The sequence below is a fragment of the Paenibacillus sp. FSL L8-0470 genome (assembly GCF_038008625.1).
Taxonomy (GTDB): Bacteria; Bacillota; Bacilli; order Paenibacillales; family Paenibacillaceae; genus Paenibacillus_AQ.
Window position 1 is genome coordinate 6,899,526 of sequence record NZ_JBBOZM010000001.1, and the last position, 22,044, is coordinate 6,921,569.

Annotated in this window: 19 protein-coding genes; 5 read left to right on the plus strand and 14 right to left on the minus strand. The window is 52.0% G+C overall.

The window, feature by feature from the left end; genetic code table 11:
- Positions 1 to 74: 74 nt before the first annotated feature.
- The 6 genes from NST99_RS31465 to NST99_RS31490 form a co-directional block, all read right to left on the minus strand.
- On the minus strand, positions 75 to 1,745 hold the full coding sequence (locus NST99_RS31465; protein WP_341096912.1) for an ABC1 kinase family protein: 1,671 nt from the start codon (positions 1,743 to 1,745) through the stop codon (positions 75 to 77).
- Entirely contained in the window at positions 1,746 to 2,093 is a 348-nt protein-coding gene (locus NST99_RS31470) for a phasin family protein (protein WP_341096914.1), read from the minus strand.
- A gap of 106 nt (positions 2,094 to 2,199) precedes the next feature.
- Positions 2,200 to 2,832 carry a ThuA domain-containing protein gene (locus tag NST99_RS31475; RefSeq protein ID WP_038597565.1) on the minus strand — a complete coding sequence of 211 codons (633 nt, stop codon included), beginning with the start codon at positions 2,830 to 2,832 and terminating at the stop codon, positions 2,200 to 2,202.
- Positions 2,833 to 3,113: 281 nt separating this feature from the next.
- Positions 3,114 to 3,926, minus strand: coding sequence for a uroporphyrinogen-III synthase (locus NST99_RS31480; RefSeq protein ID WP_341096917.1), 813 nt, complete (start codon positions 3,924 to 3,926; stop codon positions 3,114 to 3,116).
- A gap of 77 nt (positions 3,927 to 4,003) precedes the next feature.
- Positions 4,004 to 6,061: a methyl-accepting chemotaxis protein gene (locus NST99_RS31485; RefSeq protein WP_341096919.1), complete on the minus strand. Its 2,058-nt coding sequence runs from the start codon at positions 6,059 to 6,061 to the stop codon at positions 4,004 to 4,006.
- Positions 6,062 to 6,510: 449 nt separating this feature from the next.
- Complete coding sequence (locus NST99_RS31490; protein ID WP_341096921.1) at positions 6,511 to 6,906, minus strand: Fur family transcriptional regulator; 396 nt, start codon at positions 6,904 to 6,906, stop codon at positions 6,511 to 6,513.
- Between the two features lie 199 nt (positions 6,907 to 7,105).
- Here NST99_RS31490 and NST99_RS31495 point away from each other — a divergent pair, with 199 nt between their 5' ends.
- From NST99_RS31495 to NST99_RS31505, 3 genes are all read left to right on the plus strand, one after another.
- The gene (locus NST99_RS31495) at positions 7,106 to 8,662 is read left to right on the plus strand and encodes an FAD-dependent oxidoreductase (protein ID WP_341096923.1); all 1,557 of its coding nucleotides are present in this window, start codon (positions 7,106 to 7,108) and stop codon (positions 8,660 to 8,662) included.
- Between the two features lie 111 nt (positions 8,663 to 8,773).
- On the plus strand, positions 8,774 to 9,493 hold the full coding sequence (locus NST99_RS31500) for a 3-ketoacyl-ACP reductase (protein WP_341096925.1): 720 nt from the start codon (positions 8,774 to 8,776) through the stop codon (positions 9,491 to 9,493).
- A gap of 30 nt (positions 9,494 to 9,523) precedes the next feature.
- On the plus strand, positions 9,524 to 9,835 hold the full coding sequence (locus NST99_RS31505) for an antibiotic biosynthesis monooxygenase (RefSeq protein ID WP_341096927.1): 312 nt from the start codon (positions 9,524 to 9,526) through the stop codon (positions 9,833 to 9,835).
- Between the two features lie 161 nt (positions 9,836 to 9,996).
- Here NST99_RS31505 and NST99_RS31510 read toward each other — a convergent pair whose 3' ends face one another.
- From NST99_RS31510 to cidR, 7 genes are all read right to left on the minus strand, one after another.
- Positions 9,997 to 12,216: an MMPL family transporter gene (locus NST99_RS31510; RefSeq protein ID WP_341096929.1), complete on the minus strand. Its 2,220-nt coding sequence runs from the start codon at positions 12,214 to 12,216 to the stop codon at positions 9,997 to 9,999.
- A gap of 240 nt (positions 12,217 to 12,456) precedes the next feature.
- Entirely contained in the window at positions 12,457 to 14,355 is a 1,899-nt protein-coding gene (locus NST99_RS31515) for an ABC transporter ATP-binding protein (protein ID WP_341096932.1), read from the minus strand.
- A complete protein-coding gene (locus NST99_RS31520; protein ID WP_341096934.1) occupies positions 14,352 to 16,112 on the minus strand; it encodes an ABC transporter ATP-binding protein in 1,761 nt (586 codons plus the stop codon). Before NST99_RS31520 ends, NST99_RS31515 begins: the two co-directional genes overlap by 4 nt.
- Positions 16,105 to 16,611, minus strand: coding sequence for a MarR family winged helix-turn-helix transcriptional regulator (locus NST99_RS31525; RefSeq protein ID WP_341096935.1), 507 nt, complete (start codon positions 16,609 to 16,611; stop codon positions 16,105 to 16,107). Before NST99_RS31525 ends, NST99_RS31520 begins: the two co-directional genes overlap by 8 nt.
- Positions 16,612 to 16,794: 183 nt before the next feature.
- Positions 16,795 to 18,225, minus strand: coding sequence for a DNA-binding protein (locus tag NST99_RS31530; protein WP_341096937.1), 1,431 nt, complete (start codon positions 18,223 to 18,225; stop codon positions 16,795 to 16,797).
- 214 nt (positions 18,226 to 18,439) lie between these two features.
- Positions 18,440 to 18,724, minus strand: a complete 285-nt coding sequence (locus NST99_RS31535; protein ID WP_076109704.1) for an aspartyl-phosphate phosphatase Spo0E family protein — start codon at positions 18,722 to 18,724, stop codon at positions 18,440 to 18,442.
- 110 nt (positions 18,725 to 18,834) lie between these two features.
- A complete protein-coding gene (cidR, locus tag NST99_RS31540) occupies positions 18,835 to 19,758 on the minus strand; it encodes a cidABC operon transcriptional activator CidR (RefSeq protein ID WP_038597594.1) in 924 nt (307 codons plus the stop codon).
- A gap of 113 nt (positions 19,759 to 19,871) precedes the next feature.
- Here cidR and NST99_RS31545 point away from each other — a divergent pair, with 113 nt between their 5' ends.
- Positions 19,872 to 20,240 (plus strand): CidA/LrgA family protein, encoded by a 369-nt coding sequence (locus NST99_RS31545; protein ID WP_038597597.1) that lies wholly within the window; start codon positions 19,872 to 19,874, stop codon positions 20,238 to 20,240.
- On the plus strand, positions 20,240 to 20,923 hold the full coding sequence (locus tag NST99_RS31550) for a CidB/LrgB family autolysis modulator (RefSeq protein ID WP_379145741.1): 684 nt from the start codon (positions 20,240 to 20,242) through the stop codon (positions 20,921 to 20,923). Before NST99_RS31545 ends, NST99_RS31550 begins: the two co-directional genes overlap by 1 nt.
- A gap of 85 nt (positions 20,924 to 21,008) precedes the next feature.
- On the opposite strand, the gene NST99_RS31555 is transcribed toward NST99_RS31550, so the two are convergent.
- A complete protein-coding gene (locus NST99_RS31555) occupies positions 21,009 to 21,977 on the minus strand; it encodes a Gfo/Idh/MocA family protein (RefSeq protein ID WP_341096940.1) in 969 nt (322 codons plus the stop codon).
- Positions 21,978 to 22,044 lie beyond the last annotated feature (67 nt).

The following is a 22,044-nucleotide window of genomic DNA, read 5'->3' on the forward strand; positions in this document are numbered from 1 at the left end:
ATCTTTATATTGTACTTGATCCTGGGGCGTTTGTGTGCAAGTGGCGAAGAATAATTATTGTGTTCCCTGCAAGGCTAGAAGCGGCCCGATTTAAAAATCGAGAAGAGCAGCCACAGAATCATCAGCAGCGCAATCACCGAGCCAATCTCCACCGTAGGAAAATCCCACAGCAGTGAAGGTTCGCCGCGCAGCGATGAGCCGATAATCAGCCCTGCCATAATAATGCTGAAGGCCAGCAGTACAATGCTGAAGGAAAGGCGGTTGCCGACGCGGCTAAACTTATGCTCTAAATTTTTCAGTTCGGGTAGCCCGACCTCCACCTTAAGCTTGCCTCTGCTGATTAGCGCCGACAGCTGCCGGGCCTGAGAGGGAAGCTCGACCAGACTTTCCGCCAGATCGGCGACTCCCCCGATAAGCTTGCGCCGCATGCGGGTGCCGCTGAAGCGCTGCTTCACCAGCTGCCTGCCGAAGGGCTCGGCCATCTGCACAATGCTAAAGGAAGGGTCAAGGTTGGCAACAACCCCCTCCAGCGTCAGCATCGTTTTGCCCAGCATCGCCAGATCCGGCGGAATGACCAGCCGGTGCTTACGGGCGATGCCGAACAGATCGTTCAGCGCCTTACCGATGCTGATCTGATGGAACGGGATATCATAATAGGACTCCCGGAGCCGGTCCATATCATCATGAAGCGCAGCACGGTCAGCTTCTTCGGGAATTACTCCCAACCGCAGAATTGCCCGCACCATAGAATCGGTATTTCTGCGCATCAGCGCGATGACGAGCGCGGACAGACTGTCCTTCATCTCCTCACTGAGCCGCCCGACCATGCCAAAATCAATCAGCGCCAGCTTGTTGTTGTCCAGCAGCATCACATTGCCCGGATGGGGATCGGCATGAAAGAAGCCGTGGATAAAGATCTGATCCAGCATCATCTCCACAAGCTGCTGGGCTACAGTTTTTAGCTTGACGCCCCGCTCCAGAAGCTCATCCCGGTGGTTGAGTGTAATGCCCTCCACATATTCCATCGTCAGCACACGCGCCGAGCTGTAGTCCCAATAGATCGCCGGAATATATACTTTATCATGTGCCGTCTGCTGGCTGGCAATACGCTCGGCGTTGCGGCCTTCCTGGCCGTAGTCCAGTTCAGCCAGCAGCGCCCGGGAGAACTCCTCCACCATCCGGATCAGCCCGTATTGCTTTGCCCAGTCCAATCTTCTTTCGGCAAGCGCGCTTAGGTCCTGAAGAATTTCCAAATCACGGGTCATGGTCCGCATGACACCGGGACGCTGTATCTTAACCGCAACCTGCTTGCCTCCATGCAGTACAGCGCGGTGCACTTGGCCGATCGAAGCCGCAGCAAGCGGTGTATTCTCGAAATATTCGAAGGTTTCATCCAGATGCTGGTCAAGCTCCTGCTCGACAATATTGCGTGCAGTTTCCGCCGAGAATGGCGGCACACTATCCTGCAGCTTCACCAGTTCCTGAATGATCGAATCAGGCAGCAGATCGGAACGGGTACTGGCCAGCTGACCCAATTTGACAAAGGTTGGCCCCAAATCCTCCAGTACCTGGCGAATCCGTTCCCCGAGTGTAAGGCTTGCGTGAGTCTCCTGTGTCAACATCCGGCGCGGAAGGGAAAGAATATGGTAGAGACCCAGTTCCTCCACCATATAACCGAAGCCATGGCGCATTAGCGCCATGGCAATGGTCCGGTACCGTCCGGCATGTCTGATGCGTACAGCCATTTATTCCGTACGCGTTTCCGGCAGAGCTTCCTTCTGGGCAGAGGCACCCTCCAGCTCAGCCACACGGCGCTCCAAAACGGCAATTCGAGTTTCCAGTGTAGCGATATCGCTTTGCACGGGAACTTTAAGATCCTTCAGCACACGCTGAACCTGCTCCTGTACGGCATTCTTGAAGGCCCCGCGTTCCTCGTCGCCCCGCTCCACGAGCCGGTCGACAAGCGCTTTGGATTCCGAGGGCGCAAGCTCTCCCCGTTTTACCAGCTCCTCAACTACCTTTTCCACCTTTTCCTTGCTGACAATGGTGAGGCCCACTCCTAAAGAGATTGCTTTTTTGAACAAATCACTCATAGTACTTTCCTCCCCAAGATTCCAGTTATGGATAAAGTATACCCCTTGTCAGAGCATTTCACAAAGGAAGCAGCCGCAAGGGGTATCATTTTATTGCAATCTCAAATCATCTGGGAATACGTGCCGCCCAGGTCGCCGCCCGCAGAATCAATTCACGGACCGCCGGATGCCGGAACGAAGGCTCATGATGTCCGGGCATAATATAGACAACCCGTCCCAGTCCGTAGCTGTGGCACCAGGCTGCCGGCAATCTTTCGCCCTCATATTCATACTCCAGCAGAATGGTCTTCTCGGTAAAAGGATCGAATTCAAACCGGTATGGCTCTTCATCGAGCTGGAAGTCTTCCATACCCTCTGTAATATCATGCTCCATCACTTTGAAGTTCAGCGGAGCATAGGGCGGATGTCCGGTGAATCTGCCGCCGATTAGATGGGCTAATTCATAGCGCTTGGCCAGGGAAACCCCCGTATGCAGCACGATCAGTCCTCCCCCTCCGCTCACATAGCTGAGCAGACCCGCTGTCTGCTGGGGGGAAACCGTTTCGTTCCATAGTTCATTATAGGCGATGCACAAATCGTAACCGGCCAGATGCTCGCTAAGCAGCAGCTTTTTATTCTCCGAGCACTGAACGATCAGCAGATCATTCAGAATTTCGCTGATTTGTTTGTCTACACCCTGCAGCGGATGGAACCGGGGATGAGTGTAATCGCCCAGCAGCAAACATTTTCTCTTGTCCATAGGTATCCTCCTCCTTGTCTCTATCTTGGATTATGGCACGTTGCTTTTATTCTAAGTAAAAGTGCAGCAGATGTCTATTACCGGCAGGATAAATGTCTGTTACCGGAGCCTTGCATCAGGCTAGTTCAGGACTGCGTTGCTAAGTAAGAAATAGAAGGATAATTAATAGCGTGAAGCATATAAATTATCTTTTAAAAAAACAAATCCTGCCCACGAACGGAGCAGGATAACCGTCTTTACAGATCCCCCGCAGAAAACCGCAGCGGAACCCGGCCGAAAAATCAGCGGTTTGCCGCGACATAACGCCCAAGCTCAACAAACATGCTGCCCATCCGTTCATGCTCCGGCATCACAATCCGCTTGACGCCTTCCTCCTTCAGGGACTCAGAGGTAATCTTGCCCACGGAAACCGCCAGCACTTTAGTTTCAAAGGCTTGCACCAGTTCCCCAAGCTTGCCTTGTTCCCGGGCGTACCCTGCCAGGAAGCGGAATTGCGGTCCGCTCGTAAATGCTACGGCATCCACCAAGCCCTCCGTGATTTCCGCCAGCAGCCTGGCAAGCGAACCCGGCTCGGGCGGGGTGTGAAGGTATGGCTGCACTTCGCGGACAACAGCTCCGGCTTCCGTAAGCCAGGCAACGAGACGGGGGGAGCGATCGCCATGCAGCTGCAGCACGGCCTCCTTGCCCCGCAAGTCCCAATCCGCAAGCCCGCGGATCAGTCCTGTAGTACTGCCATCGTCATCGCGCACCTCCGGCACCAGTCCCCGCTTCTTCAGGGCGTTCACTGTTTTATAGCCCCGGGCAGCAATCGGAGAGGACGAGAGGACCTCCTGAAACCGTTCGGCAAGCCCTATTTCCCCGGCCATTTCGAACAGTGCATCAAGCCCCATGCCTGTAGTCAGAATGGCCATATCCGGCGGATGCTGGGTCCAGGCTACGAGCGCTTCACGAAGGGCCTCACCGTCGAGAAATACCGTTCCCTGGGCAGGCCGATGCAGCGCCGTCCCCCCCATATTCTGCACCAGTTTGGCCATTTCCTCCGATTTTCGCGGACCGGCAAGGGCTACGGTAATCCCCTTTAACTGCTCTGCCATAAATATTCCTCCTAGTTAGCCCTGCATTATTGCTTATCAGTATACTTGCAAAGCCCTGGAAAAGAAAAGTAGCGTGATCAAATCCGTAATCGGGAATTTTCCGGTCCCTTCTGAAGATCCGCTTCCTGCGGAACAGAAGGTTCAAAGGAAACCTGCTGCCCCGGATGAAGCTTGAAGCGGCCTGCCAGCTTCTGCAGCTCTCCGGCAAGCTGGCTTAAGCCAGCCGTGGAAGAGGCGATTTCTTCAACGGAAGCAAGCTGCTCCTGTGCAGCAGCTGAAATCGTCTCCGTATTGCCTGCAGCCTCCTTGGAAATGCCCTGCAGCTCCCCGATTGCCTTCTCCATACTGGCAGCTTCTGCCGACAGGGTGTGTACGGCTCCGCCCATCGCTTCAATTTTCTCTGCCGCGCCTTTGACCGCCCTGCGGATCCGCGATAAGGAGCGTCCTGTAGTATCTACTGCCAGGATGCCTGCCGACACCTTCTCTTTGGCATCCTCCATCGTCACTGTTGCCTGCTGCATCTCCCCGTTGATGGAGGAAATCTGCTCCGAGATCATCCGCGCCGATTTCTCTGATTCCTCGGCCAGCTTGCGGACCTCCGAGGCGACAACGGCAAAGCCGCGCCCCTGCTCGCCCGCTCTGGCTGCTTCAATGGAAGCATTCAGGGCCAGCAGATTGGTCTGCCTCGCAATACCTGTGATCACACCGACAATGCCCTGAATTTGTCCGGTGCGCTCATTCAGCTTGTCAATCATGTTGCCAAGCTCTTCCACCGTCTCATGAATTCCGTTAATTTTGTCAACCACACTGATGACCGAATCATTCCCCTCGGCTGCAGACAGTGAGGTCTTGTCCATCATGGCTGACACCTGCTCCATGAACCCGGAAATATGCTGGACTTCATGGGTTGTTGCCGCGGCGCTCTCCAGCCCTTTTTGCACACTGCCTACCTGCCGTTCTGAGCCTGCCGCGACTTCCTGAATCGCTTCGGTTACATGCCTGATCGCCGTAGTTGACTGCTCAGCCCCGCTTGTCAGCTCTTTGGCCGAAGCGGACAGATTACCCGTCATCTGCTGAACACCGAGAATCATGCCGCGCAAATCAGCCACCATCGTGCGGAAATTGTCGGCCAATAGGCCAATTTCGTCCCTGCGGAACACCCCGATATCTTCAGACAGGTCGCCTTTCGCTATAGCCGCTGTAGCTTTGCGCAGACGGATCAGCGGACGGACGATGGAGGAGACATTGAAATAGATCAATACGAGCGCTAGCAATACAGAAACAGCAATCACTACAACCGCTTTATCACGGATGCCAGCTGTAGCATCAGCAACCTCTTGCTTGCTGATGGTGCCCCCGATTCTCCAGCCGGTAAGCTCATTGACCATGAAGGTCAGCTTTCTGGGAGTATCCTTATACACATAATCAAAAGAACCTGCTTCTCCCTCGAACATCTGCTTCACAAAATCCAGCGAGGATTCCTCGGCTATCGTCTCCGTGGGATGAACCAGAAACTTTTTGCTGCTGTCCAGAATCATTATGTATCCTTCCTTGCCCAGCTTAATGTTCGTAAGATCAGCCAGGGCAGACAAGTTTAGGTCGAGCCCTAAGACTCCGCTGCCATCTGCAAGCACTCCCGAAATAGCGATGGCCGTTTCATTATTTGCCGTTTTAAAAGCAGGGGAGATTACTGTCCCTTTCCCTTGCTTCAGCGCATTCACATAAAAGCTCTGCTTGCGCGGGTCATAGCCGTCCGGCTGCTGGCCATCGGAAGCATGAACAGACTTTGCCCCGCTGGTTCCGACGTAAATATCCAGAATATCGGGATGCAGCGCGGCATATTCCTGCAATCTGGCCTTTACATCAGCCGCACTTTCCCCTACAGCATTCACTGACCCGGAGGAAATTTGCCCGGCAAAATAGCTAACCGCGTCGATTTTGGACTGAATGTTTGCATTTATGATCTCGTTGGCCGCCATCACACTTTCTGTGGCGTTAGTCATCAGCTGTTCCTCCACCTTATGGCTGGCCGATTGATAGGTCTGCCAGCCGATGATAAGACTGGGGGCCAGAAGTACAAGCAGATATGTAAGAATAAGCTTCATACGGATGGTTAAGCGACTGCTTTTATTCATGGGTGAAATCCATCTCTCCTTCTTATCAGGTCTTAAGTATGATCATTTATGGCATATATAGATTGAACTTATAATTCTTCTATTTTGGGATTGGCCGTGACTACAGAGAATGTTTGGACTTCCGGCCGCTGTTAGGTTTGGATTTCCTGAAATAGCCGCGAATCGCGGTAGAAATCAAAAATCTAAAGGCGGACACTGTCGCTCCTACAGTTCCAAAATTCCCCTCCGCACTTTTCCCTACATGTAATTCTCAAGTTCAATCTATATAGGTATATAATTATATACCGGGTATGGAATCCCTCTTTTATTCTGAAATTTGCTATGAATTTCAAGACTTTCTTAATAAATTTGCTGATAAAACAGCAAAAAGACCGTTTATTTGAAAACGGTCTTTTATTATATATCTATTCATATGTGAGACCTTGGCCGGGATTTAGGCCCTTATTAAGCTAATTCATAACTTTGTTCCTGCAAGCCGGGCATACTCCGCCGAATACGACATGGGCATGTGAAATGGAATATCCGGTATCCTTAGCCACCGTATCCATCCACTCCTGGGGCACATGGCTCATTACCTCATCCACCGCACCGCACACCTCACAAATAATATGCTGGTGATCGTCCATACGCGCATCATATCTGCTGGCAGCTTCCCCAAGCTTCAGCTCGCGGATCATTTGTTTATCGGCAAGATAACGCAGTGAATTATACACGGTGCCATAGGCCAGGTTATGTCCCTGCTCTACCAGCCGGTTCATCACTTCTGCGGCGGTAGGATGATCATGTGACTGGCGGACGATATCATAAACGGCTTGACGCTGGGAGGTCAAATTCAGGTTCCTCATCTTTATCATCCTTTAACTTATTTTTAGATCAAGTATAAGTCTTGATTACTCCAGCGTCAATCTAATCGTCTGACTGTCGAATCCAACTTATTTTGGCATTATATCCCCGATTTCATGCACCTGGACCTTTGAGGAGTTTCTTTTGGCGGGACTGTGGTAATAAATGAGATGAATAGGGTACCGATGGAGGGATGTTAAGATGAGTTCAACGCACGATGTATCTCAGGGTCTTCCGCAATTTCCGCAATCGTTATGGAGAGACAGCATCGACCTGCCTTCGTTTCCGAAGCTAACGGAGGATCTAGTTACAGATGTCGCAATTGTCGGGGCCGGTATTACCGGCATTACTGCAGGTTATTTGCTGGCAAACGCAGGGTATAAAGTCACTTTACTGGAGGCGGGAGAAATTTTTGCCGGCACCACTGGATTCACAAGCGCCAAAATTTCCGCCCAGCACGGGATGATCTACGATGATTTGCTGAAGCATTTCGGGGAAGAACAGGCCAGGCTCTATTACAGTTCAAACACTGAGGCGATGGAATGGATTATCTCCACTGCAGAGGAACTGAACCTGTCCTGCGGAATAACACGTGAAGACGCCTTCCTCTATGCCGATAACAGCGACGATAAGACGCTCAAACAACTGGAGGCGGAGTTTAATGCTTACGAAAAACTGGGACTCCCCGGGCAATGGCTGGACAATGTCTCCTTGCCGCTGATGGCAGGAGGTGCCATCAAGCTGCCGGGACAGGCCCGCTTCCACCCGCTTCAATACCTGCAAGGCTTGCTTCAGGTGATTCTGGACAAGGGCGGAACTGTTTACGAGCATACGATGATTGGAGAAAAGGTAGACAAGGACGGCGGCCTCACGCTTTACACTGAGGGAGAGAAGCTGAAAATTAAGTGCCGCCATGCCATCTCGGCCTCCCACTTTCCTTTCTATGACGGCGGAGCCCTCTACTTCTCGCGCCTGCATGCAGAACGTTCCTACTGTCTGGCGATTCAGCCGGAGACCGATTATGAGGGCGGCATGTATTTGAGCGCCGGAGATCCTACACGCTCTCTGCGCGCTGTCGAATGGGGCGGCCAGAGGCTGGTCATTGTCGGCGGGGACAATCATAAGACAGGCCAGGGCATCTGCACCTTTGGCCATTATGAGAATCTGGAGCTGTTCGCTGGTGAATTGCTGGGCATCAAGAGCATCCCGTACCGCTGGTCAGCCCAGGACCTCATTACCCTGGACAGAGTGCCTTATATCGGCAAGGTTTCCGGGGAAGAGGAAATCTATATTGCCACCGGCTATCGCAAATGGGGCATGACCAGCGGAACATTGGCAGCGCGTATGATCACGGATCAGATTTTGCGCAAGCATAATCCCTACAGTGATCTCTATGATCCCTCGCGCTTTAAAGCCAACCCATCCATCAAAAATTTCATCGTGCAGAATACCAATGTCGCCAAGGAGCTGATTGCCGGCAAGGTGGAGATTGTCCACAAAAAAACCCGTGATCTGGAGCCTGATGAAGGCGCGGTTGTTTTTCATGACGGCAAACGTGTTGGGGCCTACCGTGACACTGGGGGCAAGCTGCATCTGGTCGACAGAACCTGCACCCATATGGGCTGCGAGTGTGAATGGAATGATGGAGAACGCACCTGGGACTGTCCGTGCCATGGCTCACGTTACTCCTATGAGGGAGCTGTACTGGAGGGTCCCGCTACGGTGCCGCTGACGAGGCTGGAAGCGGAGACGAATTAAAGCTGTGACATCTCCAATTGGCTCCGGCGTGATTGTCCGCCCACGCTCAGGTATAATAGGAACTGAATGTTTTTATTATCAATAAATTCAGAAGGAGCGTGACGGCAGGTTATGGATTTGAGAGGAAAAAGCATTGTGATTACAGGTGCCGGCAAAGGGATCGGCAAAGCCTTGGCAATGGCAGTGGCGAAAGAAGGCGCTAATCTGGGCCTGATCTCCAGAACTTCAGGTGATCTGGAGGCACTGAAATCGGCTTTGACGGAGGTCTATGATGTAAAGGTCAGCATTGCTGTAGCCGATATCGCTGTCCGCGAAGAAGCGGAGCGGGCCGTTGTTGCGCTTCAGAATGATCTCGGCACCTTCGACGCGCTGATCAACAACGCCGGAATTGCCAAATTCGGCACCTTCCTGGAAATGGACCCGGCAGATTGGGAGCGCCACATGCAGATCAATCTGTTCGGCACCTATTATGTAACCCGGGCAGCACTGCCGGCAATGATTGAACGCAGCGGCGGAAATATCATCAATATTTCCTCTACAGCCGGTGAGCGCGGCTTCGCCACCGGCTCGGCCTACTGCGCCTCCAAATTCGCCCTGATGGGCATGACGGAAGCGCTGGCCCAAGAAGTGCGCAAGCATAATATCCGCGTAGTGGCCCTGACACCAAGCACCGTCAATACCGGACTTGCCGAGAATGCCGGCCTGAAGATCGGCGATGAAGACCGGATGATGCAGCCGGAGGATGTGGCTGAGCTGACCCTGGCGGCCCTGAAGCTGCCGGACCGCGTCTTCTTGAAGACTGCGGGAATCTGGACTACCAATCCACAATAAATTGCAGAGTCTTTCGAGGGAGGAATCAGCATGCTGGTAGTAACAAACACCATTAAGGTTAAGGAAGGGCATGGAGAAACCCTTGCCCAGCGTTTTGTCGGAGCGGGCGGCGTGCAGGATATGCCCGGCTTTGTACGTATGGAGGTATGGCACAGCGTCGCTAAAGAGGGCGTGGAAGAGCTGAAAATCTGTACCGTGTGGGAGAACGAAGAGGCCTTTAAAGGGTGGACTGCCAGTCCTTCCTTCCGCGAATCGCACCGGGGGTCAGGCGGAAATGAAGCCATCCTGGGTGCGTCGCTCGACAAGTATGAGCTGCTGATCAGCCGTACACCGGGGGAATGATCCGGTAGAGGGCGCAGGCCCCATACTGCTCATACGGCTGCGCTAGGGCGTGTCAATCCCGTCTGGCGGCGCAAATGACTGCAAAATAAAGGGACGCCCTACTAAGCTATCATGGCTTAGAGGGCGTCCCTGTTTATTATCTGCCTGTAGCAAGCTCTGGCTTAATGCTCATCAACTGCCGGCAATGCCTGCTCCAGCTCCTGATGTTTGCCGGGCCAGAACGACCAGCGGCCCAGCAGCACTGTGATTGCCGGCACCAGAAACGGCCGGACGATGAAGGTATCCAGCAGCACGCCTATCGCGGTAATGATCCCGAACTGCACCAGCACCTGTATCGGCAGGCTCGCGAGTACGGCAAAGGTTCCGGCCAGAATGAGTCCGGCCGACGTAATCACCGATCCAGTCTCGTTCACACCCTCTGCTACGGCCTGCTTCAGCGGCATCCGCTTGCGCTTTTTCCAAATGTTCGAAATCATAAAGATGTTGTAGTCCTCGCCCAGCGCCACCAGGAAGACGAAGGAATACAGCGGAATCGAGCCCTGAATGGCATCTGCGCCCAGCACGTAATGAATAATAATCCACCCTAAACCAAGGGCTGAGAAAAAGGACAGAATGACTGTAGCCACCAAATAGAAAGTTGCCACTACAGAACGCAAGTAGATCAGCAGCAGCAAAGTAATAAGCCCAATGACTACCGGTATAATCAAATCGGTATCCCGCTCACCCAGCTCTTTCGTATCATGCTGGATTGCCGTCTGTCCGCTGACCCATACCTTATCGCCGGGCTCAGCCACTCCTACATCAATCAGCGCCTGCTCCGCAGTATCCTGAAGCGCCGGTATGTGGCTCATCGCCTCCAGGGAATACGGGTTATTCTTAAATTCGATATCATAACCGAGAATATTCTTATTGACCGCACCTTCCTGGGGGTCCGATACAACATCCACGTATGAAAGGCCGCCCAGGATTACCTTAAGATCCTCACCATCCGCTTTGCCCTCGGTATCTATCATCAGCTTGGCGGGAGCCAGCTCCCCGGGGGAGAACTGATTGCCTATCAGGTCAAAACCTTCGCGCGACTCCATATCCTCCGGAAAGGACGATAGGATATCATAAGTGAACTTGATGCCCCCGGAGAAGGAAGCCAGCACACCCAGAAGCACCACGGTTACTCCTACAATTGCCCAAGGACGGGAAACGACAAAGTTGCCGATTCCTTTGTTGCGGGCAGGTTTTGGCTGCGGAGCCGGCTTGCCTTTGGCTCTGGCCCGATCCGCCTCCATCAGCGGAGTGCGTGGAACAAACGGGAAGAATGAAGTCCGCCCGAAGATGGCCAGCAGCGCCGGCACCAGAGTCAGACTGGCGATGCCCATAATAAGAATGGAGACGCTGAAAGGAACCGCAAAACGGTGGTACGCTCCATATTTCGCCAGCAGCAACGCGAACAGCGCCAGCACTACTGTAAATCCGCTCATTGCAATAGCCCCGGAGGAATGGGTAATTGCGCTCAGCAGGGCACGGCCTTTACTCTCCTCCACCTTCAGCATCTGACGGAACCGGGAGATCAGGAACAGGCAGTAGTCCGTGCCTGCGCCGAACAGCAGCACGGTCATGATGGAGATGGCCTGTGAATCCACTGTAATCCAGCCCTCCTGGGCCATCTTCCCAATCACCGGACTGGTAACCCCATAAGCAAATCCTACCGCCACGAGCGGAATCAAAGCCAGAATCGGCGAACGGTAAATCAGCAGCAGGAATACCAGCACAAGAATTACGGTCGCGATGAGCAAGGAAACGTCCGCATCCTTGAACAGCCCTGTCGCATCAATGGAGATACCCACAGGACCGGTAACCCGCAGGCTCAACTCACTGCCGTCCACCTTGGCCGCAGCAGGATCACCGCCGGTTTCCGCAGAGATCAATTCCTTCATTTGCGTTACGGCCTCACCGAGCTGATCACTGTCCGCGGACTTGTCGAAGAGCACCGGTGTGACCAGTGTGCTGCGGTCCTCGGACAGAGAAGCTTGCAGCGCCTGCGGCGGCAGCTTTCCCAGCGGCGGAACATAGTTCTGATGCGGCAACGGCTGCTGCTCAAGCTTGCCGTATACAGCAATGATATGTATCAAATCCTCATCGGACAGCCCGCCCTCCCTATGCCATACAAGCAGTGCCGGCACGCCACTCCCTGCTGGAAACTCCTGTTCCGCAACCGCCGCCGCCCGGACCGACTGCGAATCATCAGGCAGATTCTGCGCATTATTCACTACCTGTGAGTTTACGGAAGGCCAAAGAAGTGTAAGAGCACCCACAATTACGATCCAGACCGCAAGAGTTATCCACTTTGTTTTACGGCCAGCCACCCATTTTCCGTAACCTGACATTCCTTTCACCCTCTCTTCAACCCCGGCTTCCCTAAAAAATGAGCCGCGGGTCATTTTATAACCTTATCATATATACCCTATAATTTTTAATCAAATCTTTTTTATATTTTATTCTTTGCCATAAGCTATCCCCTTCATGCAAAACACCCCTCTGCTCACAGCAATAGTAGGTATGCTGTAGATAGAGGGGTGATATTTGATGGATATATTCAGATGATATTTGCTGCTTCTGCTTGCGGTTTAGCCCACATCCGGCAGATCGTCACCGGAAAATTGGCTGTTGTACAGGTCGGCATAGAATCCGCCTTGCTCCAGCAGCTCCACATGGGTGCCTTTTTCAATAACGCTGCCTTGGTTCATCACCAGGATCAGATCTGCGTCACGAATCGTTGACAGGCGGTGCGCAATTACAAAGCTTGTTCTGCCGTTCATCAGCGTATTCATCGCCTTCTGAATCTGCACTTCGGTCCGTGTATCGACACTGCTGGTCGCTTCATCAAGAATCAGGATCGAAGGATCGGCCAGAATTGCCCGGGCAATAGTCAGCAGCTGCTTCTGCCCCTGCGAGATATTCGAGGCCTCTTCGTTCAGGACTGTGTCGTAGCCAAGCGGAAGCGTGCGGATAAAGTGATCGGCATGCGCCGCCTTGGCTGCACGTACCACATCCGCCTCTGTTGCACCTTCGCGGCCGTAAGCAATGTTGTCGCGGATCGTCCCGTTAAAGAGCCAGGTATCCTGAAGCACCATACCGAATTTACTCCGCAGCTCGCTGCGCTTCATGTCGGTGATGTTGACTCCGTCAATTACAATCTCGCCGCCGCTGATCTCATAGAAGCGCATCAGAAGGTTGATCAGCGTGGTTTTGCCGGCACCGGTTGGTCCTACAATCGCTATGGTCTGACCCGGGCTGACTTCAATGTTCATATCTTCAATAAGAATAGCATCCTCTTTGTAGCCGAATTTCACATGACGGAATTCGACTGAGCCTTCTTCGGCAACTACAGCACGCTTAGCCTGAGCAGCAGTAACTTCCGGAATTTCCTCTTCTTCATCCAGCAGCTCGAACACGCGCTCAGCGGAAGCTATGGTGGATTGAATGATGTTGGCGATATTGGCCGTTTGTGTAATTGGCATGGTGAACTGGCGGGAATACTGGATAAACGCCTGAATATCACCGACCTCAATCGTTTTCTTGGTCACGAAGATCCCGCCGACCACACAGACCAGCACATACCCCAGGTTACCGATGAACATCATCAGCGGCATAATGATCCCGGAGATAAATTGGGAGCGCCAGCCGGAATTGTACAGATCGTCATTAATACTGTTGAACTCTTTAAGCGATTGCTTCTCGCGGCCAAAGGCCTTGATAATGCGGTGACCCGTGTACATCTCCTCTACATGGCCGTTCAGCTGACCCAGTGATTTCTGCTGGCCAATGAAATATCTTTGTGAACGCTTAGAGATCGCAATAATCACGACAAAGCTTAGCGGCAGGGTGATAACTGTAATTAAGGTCAGCCATGGGCTGATGGTGAGCATCATGATAATGACACCAATGATAGTTACGATGGACGTAATCAATTGAGTTAAGCTCTGCTGCAGGGTCGTACTGATATTGTCTACATCATTGGTCGCACGGCTAAGAATTTCCCCATGCGTCCGGGAGTCGAAATATTTCAGCGGCAGACGCTCCAGCTTGTTATTGATCTGCTCGCGCATATCGAAAACAACTTTCTGGGCCACGCCGGCCATTACATATTGCTGCACATAGCTGAACAAGGAGCTGAACAGGTACAGACCCGCCAGGATAAGCAGAATTTTGTTCACATAATCAAAATCAATCGCGGCTCCCGGAACACCCTTCAGTATGCCGTATGCGCCCTCGAACAGCTTGGTTGTCGCCTTCCCCATCACCTTCGGGCTGAAAATACTGAATACGGTGCTGGCAATAGCCATAATAAATACAATCAGCAACTGCATCTGCCGCGGACGCAGGTAGCGGATCAGCCGTTTGAGCGTACCTTTAAAATCCTTGGCCTTCTCCACCGGCATGCTCATTCCGGGCGGTCCGCCGGGTCCACCGCCATGTCCCCGCGGTGGTTTGGGCATTTGGGTTCCTTTATTCGCTTCACTCATGCTATTTCCTCCTCTGACAACTGCGAGGATACGATCTCGCGGTACACTTCGCTGTTCTCCATCAGCTCACGATGGTTGCCGATGCCGGCAATCACGCCGTCATCCAGCACAATAATCCGGTCAGCATCCATAACCGTGCTGACCCGCTGGGCGACGATCAGAACCGTTGATTTCGTTGTTTCGTCTTTGAGCGCAGCGCGCAGCTTGGCATCGGTCTTGAAATCAAGCGCCGAGAAGCTGTCATCGAACAGGTACACTTCCGGTCTTCTAACCAGTGCACGGGCAATCGACAGCCGCTGCTTCTGTCCGCCGGACACGTTGTTCCCGCCCTGGGCAATTTCGGAGTTGAAGCCTTCTTTCATCGCAGAGACGAAATCATAGGCCTGTGCTACCTTGGCCGCATGAATGATCTCCTCATCCGTTGCATCTTCTTTACCGTAGCGGATATTCTCGTTGATCGTGCCGGAGAATAACACCGCCTTCTGCGGAATATATCCGATCTTGCTCCGCAGCTCTTCCTGCGTCATCTCGCGCACATCTACGCCATCCACACGCACAGCGCCTTCAATGGCGTCATAGAATCTCGGGATCAGGCTCAGCAGGGTCGATTTACCCGAGCCTGTACCGCCAATGATCGCTGTAATCTCACCGGGCCGCGCGCTGAAGCTGATTCCGGACAGTGCAGGCTGCTCCGCACCGGGATAGGAGAAGGAAACATTGTCAAATTCAACAAACCCATGCATAGCATCCCGGCCATCCTTCTTCGTTACTGCAGCCGTGTTCTGAAGCTCGGATGCCGTAGGATCTGTAATCTCAGGCTGCATATCCAGCACTTCATTGATACGCAGTGCGGAGGCAGAGGCCCGGGGAATAAGCACGAACATCATCGACACCATGATTAAGGAGAACATTATCTGCATTGCATATTGAATAAATGCCATCAATGAACCTACCTGCAGATCACCATCGCCAATCCGGATTCCGCCGTAATACAGAATAGCAATCATCGAAAAGTTCATCACGAGCATCATAATCGGCATCAGGCCGGCCATCACCTTGTTGACTTTGATCGCCGTTTCCGTAAGATCCTTGTTCGCTTCAGTAAACCTTCTGTTCTCATGATCAATCCGGTTAAAGGACCGAATGACACGGATACCGGTCAAATGCTCACGCAGTACGCGGTTTAATTTGTCCAGCTTGACCTGAATCGCCTTGAACAGCGGCAGGCCCTTCATTCCGATGAAGAATATTGCTCCTACAAGCACAGGGATCACGACTACAAAAATAAGGGAAAGCTTGGCATCTTCTGATACCGCCATGATAATCCCGCCGATCATCATCATCGGAGCGCCGACCATCATGCGCAGCATCATAGTAAGTACGGTTTGTACTTGTGTAATATCATTAGTAGTACGCGTAATCAGCGAGGCAGTGCCCAGCTTGTCGAATTCATGCAGCGTAAAGTTCTCCACATGATTGAACATCCGCGAGCGGACATTTTTACCGAATCCGGCAGCAACCTTTGCCGATAAATAACTGGCAACGATAGAGCATATGGCTCCTCCGCCCGCAACCAGCAGCATAAATCCGCCGATTTTCCATATATAATTGCGGTCGCCCTGCACGATCCCTTTATCCACGATATCGGACATCAGCGTAGGGAGGTACAAGTCGCCCAGAGACTGCAGAAAGATAAGGATTAACACAGCGGCGACAGCCAGCTTAAAAGGGCTCAGGTTTTTTAATAGTTTAATCAAGTTTCTCATCTCCGTTCATTTGTAGCAGGTCTAGATTAGGCGGCGGATTATCTTCTACGAATGCGTGGACCTTCAGCAGAAGATCTGCCAGATGGTTGCACTCTTCTTCGCCCAAATGTTCCGCCAGTTTGTTCAGCGCTGCATCCATATGATGTTTGGCTTTGCGTGTGATTACTTTCCCCTGCTCCGTCAGCTTAATACGGACAACTCTCCGGTCGGAGGGATCAGCCACCCTGAGAACCATGTCTTTGGCTTCAAGACTGTTGATCAGCTGGGTAACGGTTGGCGGCATCAGCCCCAGGAACCGGCTCAGCTCCGAAACCTTAAGTCCTTCATCCAGGGGATGGGACCGCTTGGCAAGACATATCAATAAAGTCATCTCACTTGGCTTGTGGCCTTCCACAGTTTGCTGCCAATGAACTTTTCGCAGCTGCCGCAATGCGGCAAACAGCCTGTGCGCGACTGGATTTTCTTCATGGTTTATCCCAATGCTGTTCACCTCTGTCGTTAGTTAGGTTTGCTAATAATTAAACACTATATTAATTAGGCTACCTAATTATATTTTCACCGTAATTGTTTGTCAAACATTGAAGGCGTTATCAATTATTACGGAATGAAGAACATCAGCGCTGCAACTGCTGCGAAACCAAAACTCCCCCGCCCGAAGGCGGAGGAGGAATATTCATAGTATAGGATATGTAAGATGAGGTAACTGGGCAATACCGGATTGCTGATCAACGTTTACTGCGTTTTCATCATTTTTCCTTAACTCTTGTATGAGTTCTCTATACTTCTTCTGCTGGTCATCGGTAGCGTAATCCCTGCTTGTCTCGAATAAAGTCACACAATCAATCAAGTCCTTCGCACTGTTCAGCTCAACAGCGAGCGTGAGACATTGCAGAATGCAGTCGACTCCAGACATATACCGTTCCCGGTCTATATGGTAGATGGCCAGCTGATAGCTGAGCCTGTATACACGGTCTATATTCATCGGGTCCTGATACAGCACACAATGAGCCATCTCCACTGAAAACTGTTCCAGCACATCGTCTACAGCGAATCCGAACCGGTTGGCCGCCTCTATGATAATGACCAGACCAGGCAGAATCTCCCCGGGATGTTCCACCAGAAAAGCTGTATATGCCGGCAGTACTGCGTAATTGCCCACCAGCATTTCCAGGGTAAAGCTGTTCGCTATGGCAAATAAACGAAAGGCTTCAACCTCAGACCGGCCCTCATCATCAAGAAATTGAAACCAGCTTAAATCGGCATAGCCGGCAGTATATTTCTTGGCTTCTTCATATCTCCCCTGTTTCGTAAGAGAGGTCGCCTTGAGCAAATAGCCATGGGCATAATAAAAAACAAGCGGGCGCTCCAGTTTCAATTCTTCACCTCGCCTGCCTGCCTTCTTTTGCAGCTGTTCCCGGTACATCGCACTGGCCAGCGCCCTCAGTTCATCAGTGTACTTCTCCATTTCTTTGTACTTATGCAGGGTAAAGGTGACCTGGGCCAGCTTCAGCAGACCATCTAGCTGCAGATTCTCGGGAAGGCGTCCGCGGAACGGTTCAAAGGTGATCACTGCCCGCAGCTTCTCCTCCCAATTCACAACGGACATCAGCGATTTGAAAATACGGTACTGACTGATCGCCAGCCGTTCGGAGTAACTATCCTGTTCATTGTCCACTACAATTTTATAAAAAACCGTCGCCTCCTGCATCTTGCCGGCGGTGAACAGTTTCTCCGCTACTGAATAGACAATATCGAGCGGTTTGGGGTATTCCATCATTCTGCTTAACACTTCATCAATACAATGCTGCTTGCCAGTTTCGGCGCAGCGAATTAAAAAAGGCTCCACCCTGCGGCGCGAGACCTTCTCTTCACTAAAGCATTCATCCACATAAAGCGAATATAAACATCCTTCCGGAAATCCAAAGGCTCGGTTGAACGCATCCAGCTGCCTCAAAGAAATCGGCTTAGGCGGATTGCCATGAAGAATGGCACTGAGACTGCCGCGGTTCAGGCCGGAAACTTTCGCGAACGAGGCTAGATTATGACCCGAGCGGGACAGATTGTCCTCAATTTCAGAGCGTAATGTTGTCAGTTTCGCCTCCACTCGGCACCTCCCCCGGTCATGTTGAACTAGTGCTGCTATTAATTGACATTATAGGTGAAGCCTGTGGAAAGCACAACAAAATGGCCCCGCAACGCGGGACCTTTCCTATCAGCGGGCAGCTGATTATTTATGAAATTACTGTTCCAACAATTTAAGAAGAAAAGCAGCAGGCTCTTCTGTCAGCACCTATCCGGTTGTTAGAAGCCGGGCGGAACTACTGCTGCAATGCCGCCTTGCTTCTTACCCTTTGGCTCTTGGTAACTTTGCCGAAAGCGGAAGCTGCATTATTGCGGCTGCGCAGGCCTTCCATCATTTGCTTCTGAGCCATTACAATGTAGCCGTCCAGACGCTGGCTGAGCTCAACGACCGTATGGTCGCTCAGACTGCGCTCCTGCGCCACCTCCAGCAATTGACTTCTAAGGCTCTCTATAGTTAAAAATAACTCGTCTTCTCTGTAATCTCTTCTATGATCCTCGTGGGAAGCCTGGTATAAGTTCACGATCAGTCACCTGCTCTCTATCAACTTCTACCTTATCATAATTCATGATGCCAAAAAACATATTTTGAAAAAAAAGAAAAATATGTCGAACATATTACATTGGTAAATTTTCATTCATTCCTCTGAATAGACATTCCCGGAGGACTGTAACGCTGGCCAAGGACTCCCATGGCAAAAGTTATCCATTCCCGGGCGGCAAAGGACAAATACCGGTCTCTGCGCCAGATCATCCCCAGCTGCCAGGGAATAACAGGCTCTGTTAAAGGAATCACAGAAATTCTGGACCGGTCCATGTCACGGCAGATGGTCTCCGGCAGCAGTGCGATGCCCATCCCGGCAGCCACCATCCGGCTAATCAGGTCCCACTGTGAACTCTCATATACAACTCTGGGCTGAAATCCGGCTTTTACGCATTCTGTTATGATCCGGTCATGCAGGGCAAAATCCTCGCGAAACAGCACAAACTCCTCCTCCGCCAGTTCTTTCAGAGGAACACTGTCAGTACCGGTCAGCCGGTGTCCTATCGGCACTAGAAGCTCCAGTTTCTCCTCTACAAAAGTAAAGCAATGAAACTTTGCCGTATCCACGGGTAGCACAATCGCCCCGATATCAAGCAGCCCCGTTTCCACATCATCCTCCACTTTCTTGGCTCCGTCCTCATGCAGCCGGATGGTAACCTCGGGATACCGCCGGTGAAATTCTCCGATGACGGCCGGAAAGAAGCTGGCGCCCACCATGGGCGGCAGGCCGATGCGGATATGCCCGCGCTTTAGGTTGCGCAGGCTGTCCAGCTCGGAGGAGAGGCTGGCGAACGACTCCACTATATTTTGCGCCTTGGAGAGCAGAATCTCCCCTGCATCTGTCAGCCTTATGCTTTTGCCTTCACGGTAAAAGAGGTCCGCACCCAGCTCATTCTCGAGGTTGCGGATCATTTTGCTGATCGTGGGCTGTGAGATATAGAGCGACTCCGCCGCTCTGGAAAAGCTGTTCAACCTGGCCGCCTGGACAAAGTACTGTAATTGGCGGATATCCATCGCTTATCGCCTCCCATGCATAGACAAAAGGAATGTCATTTATTCGATCTATTCATTTTACCTATGAAAACAATTGATGTAAACTTTCATTATCATGAAAGGAGCGAAGCCTTATGAAAAAGTTATCCCTAGGCTTGCTGCAGGTAGCCGGACTTACAATATTCTCAATGCTTATCAATACATTGACTCCACTACTTCATATACCTATTCCCGGAAGCATTATCGGGATGATCCTCTTGTTCCTGCTGTTGGAATCTGGCGTCATCCGCCTGAACTGGGTGGAAGTCGGTGCCTCTTGGCTGCTTGCCGAGCTGCTGCTGTTCTTTATCCCTTCCGCTATCGGAGTGATGAAATATTCGAGTCTGCTTGAAGCAGACGGCCTTCAAGTGCTGGCGGTTGTGCTTGTCGGCACATTTGCGGTAATGGCCGGTTCGGGCCTGCTTACGGGAGCCATCTATAAAGTGAAGGAGCGTAAAAGCTGATGATTACAGGACTGCTGCTGCTAGGTCTCACCATTGCTGTGTATCTCATCTCCAAACGAATTTATGCCTCCAGCACCAAGATGTATGCTTCTCCGCTCATCATAACACCCTTGGCGATGATCCTCTTTCTGCTATTGATGGGCATCCCTTATGAATCTTACAATGCGGGAGGCAAATGGCTTACAGATCTGCTGCAGCCGGCGACCATCGCCTTTGCGATCCCACTCCATAAAAACTTCAAAGTACTCAAAAAACACGCCGCCGAAATTGCGGCGGGCGTGTTCTCGGGTACAGTAATTGCAGTGCTCTCCTCGATGCTGCTGGCAAAGTGGCTGCATTTAAGCGGGGAACTGGCGACCAGCCTGGTACCCCGTTCGGTGACGACACCGATTGCCATGAGCATCTCGCAAAGCATTGGCGGTGTCCCGAGCATTACGGCTGTTTTCGTAATTCTCACCGGCGTGCTGGGAACATTGATGGGGCCAACCGTACTCCGCCTCTTCCGCATTGACAACGAAATAGCGCGCGGTGTATCGCTGGGAACCGCCGCACACGGCACAGGGACATCCAAGGCCTTTGAGCTGAGCTCCCTGACCGGTACCATCTCCAGTATCTCGATGATTCTGACGGCGCTGTTCTCGATCGGACTTGCACCGGCACTTCTCGCGGTATTCCTCCACTAGGCCGACCCGGCTTGGGCCAAAGACCTGCCGATCATTTAACCGATCCGGCAGGTTTCTTTTTACTTAAAGCCAAAAGCGGCTATTCCTAAAGTTTCACCGGCAGGCCGCGCTGAGCCGACTCATAAGCCGCACAGGTTACTTTCAGCGTTTTGTAGCCGTCCTCATAATCGCTGAGAATCCGTGAGCGGTCTCCGGTCCGCACCGCATGCAGGAAAGCCTCGGTCTCCACTGCGTAAGGATTGCCTGCATTAACGAATTCCTTGCTGTCGCCGCTGCGCACCTCCAGCAGACGTTCCGGATTCCAGTCCAGCATCCCGTTGTCATTGTAGAAGCTGAGTCCGACACGGCCAACCTCGCCGGGCAGCACACAGGTATTGGAAATGTTCGCAACCACGCCGCTTGCCAGCTTCAGCGACACTGTGCCCACATCAGCTACCGTTACATTCTCGTGCTGCTCATGCATGATCCGGTTCCCGAACATACCATATACTTCTGTCACCTCGCCGGCCAGATAACGCAGCAGATCGACGATATGGGTCGTCTGCTCCGTGAATTGTCCGCCGGATTGTTCCTGGTTGCGCCACCAGGCTACGCCGGGCATCCCTCCCATCCATTGTCCGACAATCATTCCTACCTTATCTCCACTCAGGGATTGTTTCAGCCGCGTTATGTTCTCCTGATAACGGAAATGATAGCCAACCGAGGTCAGCAAATTATGTTCTTTAATATCCTGCAGCAGACTTGCCGGAATTTCCGTGCTTGACCCCAGCGGTTTCTCGATAAAGAAAGGAATCTCTCTCTTAATCAGCGCCCGCTCTATCGCTCCATGCGATTGTGGAGGTACACAAATGTACACGGCATCCAGCTTATGGGCTTCCAGCATCTCTGTCATTTCACCATAACCCTCTGCTCCATACGGACGGGCCATATCTTCACCCTTCTGCTTGCTGCTGCCGCAGATGGCTTTCAGCGACACATCCTCCATGCCTGTGAGCAAATCGGCATGCACCTTGGAGAACCAGCCTGTTCCTACGATTCCGATATTAAGTGTCATTTAATTCCCTCCTGTAGCGCTCTAGTGAACAGCATCTTTTCATAGAAGTACAATTAGATTATAAGCG